The sequence below is a fragment of the Synechococcus sp. R6-5 genome (genome assembly GCF_047461775.1).
Classification (GTDB): domain Bacteria; phylum Cyanobacteriota; class Cyanobacteriia; order Thermostichales; family Thermostichaceae; genus Thermostichus.
The window spans coordinates 1-2,314 of record NZ_JANSHV010000367.1; the positions used below are offsets into that span (position 1 = coordinate 1).

Here is a 2,314-nt window from a genome sequence, read left to right on the forward strand (position 1 = left end):
GCTGACGCAAAGCGCTCCGCGCCGCTAGAGAGAAGGTCTAGTCAACTCTAGATCGCCCGTCAAGGGGCAACCCGACTGTTGCCAGCGGCGGATGGCCTGGGCAGTGAGTCCATTCGTTACATCGCGAATGGGGATCCCCGATCCGGTTACCTGCAGACGCACCAACCGCCAGGGATCCCCAGGGTTAGCCCGCAGGACATAAGCCTCGTAGGCCAGTTGCAGAGTTTCGCTGCGCCGACCGGCCAAGGAGTTGCCCTCCTTTTGGGGGTGTTGGGGCAAGACCAAGCGGCGCTCCAGCGTGGTGAAATACAGCCGAAAAGCTTCTGGCGAAACAGCAGTTGCGGTGTCCGGCAAAACCGGAGCCAGCTCCTGTTGGCGTAAGCGGGCCGGAGACCCTGGAGAGAGCATTTCAACCTCCGGCTTCCCCACCAGCACAACCTGAAACTCAGAGCGGGAGCGGCTCAAGGCCAGATTGAGAAACAAAGGCAACTGCTCCGTTAGAGCCTCAGCCCAAACCTGAGGAGCAGCCAGGCAAGTTTCCCCTCTTGCCGGAACGAAATGCTCCGCACCCCTAACGCGCCCAGGAGTGCTGACCAGGCCCAAAACCACCGACAAACCGACTCCTAGCCAACATCTCCTGCCGGATCCAGCCGGCCTTTTTTCAGGGATCCACTGCACAAGCCTACGGCGTCGTTGCATTACAGAACTACCCCAATAACATCGGGCATCTCCCCACACCCTCACCCGGCAGCATCCCATGAGGCTTGGAAGCGCCGCAAGGCGGCCACGGGATCGGGAGAAGCGGTGATGGGGCGGCCCACCACCAAATAATCGGCTCCTGCCCGCAGAGCTTCGTCGGGCGTGCAGATGCGCTGTTGATCCTCCTCTCCATCCCCCGCCTTGGCTTGGCCCAGACGGATCCCAGGAGTAACCAGCAAAACCTCCGGCCCCAAAGCTTGGCGCAACCGCGAGACTTCCTGAGGAGAGCAAACCAGTCCAGTAAAGCCTTGAGCTTGAGCCAGCCGGGCCAAATGCAACACATAGTCGGCGGGATCCATCTCGATGCCCAGTTCCTGTCGCACCTGCGGGGGGCTGATGCTGGTTAAGAGGGTAACCGCCAATAGCCGACAAGGACTGCCCTGGGCAGCTGCCACGGCTGCCCGCAACATGGCACTGCCGCCGGCAGCATGGACGGTGAGCAGATCCACTCCATAGCTGACGGCCACCTCCGTAGCCCTCCCCACGGTGTGGGGAATGTCGTGCAGCTTCAAATCCAGAAAAATGCGCTTGCCCCTTTCCTTGAGAGCCTGCAGAACGGAAAAACCCGCAGCAGTGAACAACTCCAGACCCACCTTCCACCACAGCACCTGCGGCAAAGAGTCCACCCACTCCAAAGCCTGCTCTTGAGAAGAAGTATCCAGCGCAACAATCAGGCGGTCACCCTTCATCGGGGCTCATTCCGGGGCTCGTAGTGGGGACAGCCCTCACAGGGGCCGTAGGGATTGACGGCGCAGCGCAACTCTGGAGAATGGGCGTTGTAGCGGCAGGTGGGATCCCCGATGTATTCTGGCGGCGAAGCCACGTAAGTGTAAACAACCACACCCCCAAATCCTATCGGGCTGACGAAGAAACGACTGGTGGTGAAAGATTCGCCAGAAGGGTTGAGGGTTTCCTCAAAGGGTTCTGGCTCAGGCTCCAGCTCCACTTCCTCCTCCAGATTCCAGAGGGCTTCCCACTGCCTAAGGGTTTCCTGTAAAGGCACAGCCAAGTGCTCTGCCAGCTCCATCAGGGCAGTCTCCAAAGAGGCCAAACTTTCTTCGGCCACTTGGGCAAAGGCTGCAACCCATTCCTCCAAAAGTTTCTCAAAATCCATGCAGCAGCGACCTAGAGGCTCCTTCTTCACCTTACCGCCAGCCTGGGCAACCTTTAACTTCCTCCCCGGCAAACGGCATCCACTAGAGCTTGATTCACCAATGGAAACAGCTCCGCCAGTTCTTCTGTGGATAGGTTTCCGGTACAGACATTGGCGCGAATATGCCACTCTGCCCACATTTGCGCCGAAGGAGCAGCAGGATCCCGGCCCTCCTCAGAACCTGAACCGCCCACAGGTACCCGAGGGAGGCTGCGTCCCGACCCAAGGTTCAGTTGCAGTACGCTGTCACGGTTGATGCCAGTCAGCGAGGTTTGAGCGTTAGCCTCCTCAAGGAAAGCGAGAGAGAAAGCCAAAGCCATCCCAGCTAATCCCCAGAAAACAGCGCGGTAAACCATGGGATCTCCAGTAGTTAGATAGAGCATGACTCTAGTCAATAATAAG

The 2,314-nt window shown here is 58.9% G+C and carries 3 protein-coding genes; all 3 read right to left on the bottom strand.

The genetic code is table 11. The features are described from left to right. Positions 1–24: 24 nt before the first annotated feature. The 3 genes from NW818_RS13770 to NW818_RS13780 all read right to left on the bottom strand — a co-directional run bounded on the left by NW818_RS13770 (position 25) and on the right by NW818_RS13780 (position 1,855). Positions 25–609: a hypothetical protein gene (locus tag NW818_RS13770; RefSeq protein WP_414390758.1), complete on the bottom strand. Its 585-nt coding sequence runs from the start codon at positions 607–609 to the stop codon at positions 25–27. 131 nt (positions 610–740) lie between these two features. After that, positions 741–1,448: an orotidine-5'-phosphate decarboxylase gene (gene pyrF, locus NW818_RS13775; RefSeq protein WP_414390753.1), complete on the bottom strand. Its 708-nt coding sequence runs from the start codon at positions 1,446–1,448 to the stop codon at positions 741–743. After that, positions 1,445–1,855, bottom strand: a complete 411-nt coding sequence (locus tag NW818_RS13780; protein ID WP_414424876.1) for a DUF6464 family protein — start codon at positions 1,853–1,855, stop codon at positions 1,445–1,447. The genes pyrF and NW818_RS13780 overlap by 4 nt, the downstream gene beginning before the upstream one ends. Between the last annotated feature and the right edge of the window lie 459 nt (positions 1,856–2,314).

What these genes read in the sequence shown, in the direction of transcription:
- pyrF (WP_414390753.1), bottom strand. Translation starts at nt 1,448, where the DNA reads ATGAAGGGTGACCGCCTGATTGTTGCGCTGGATACTTCTTCTCAAGAG.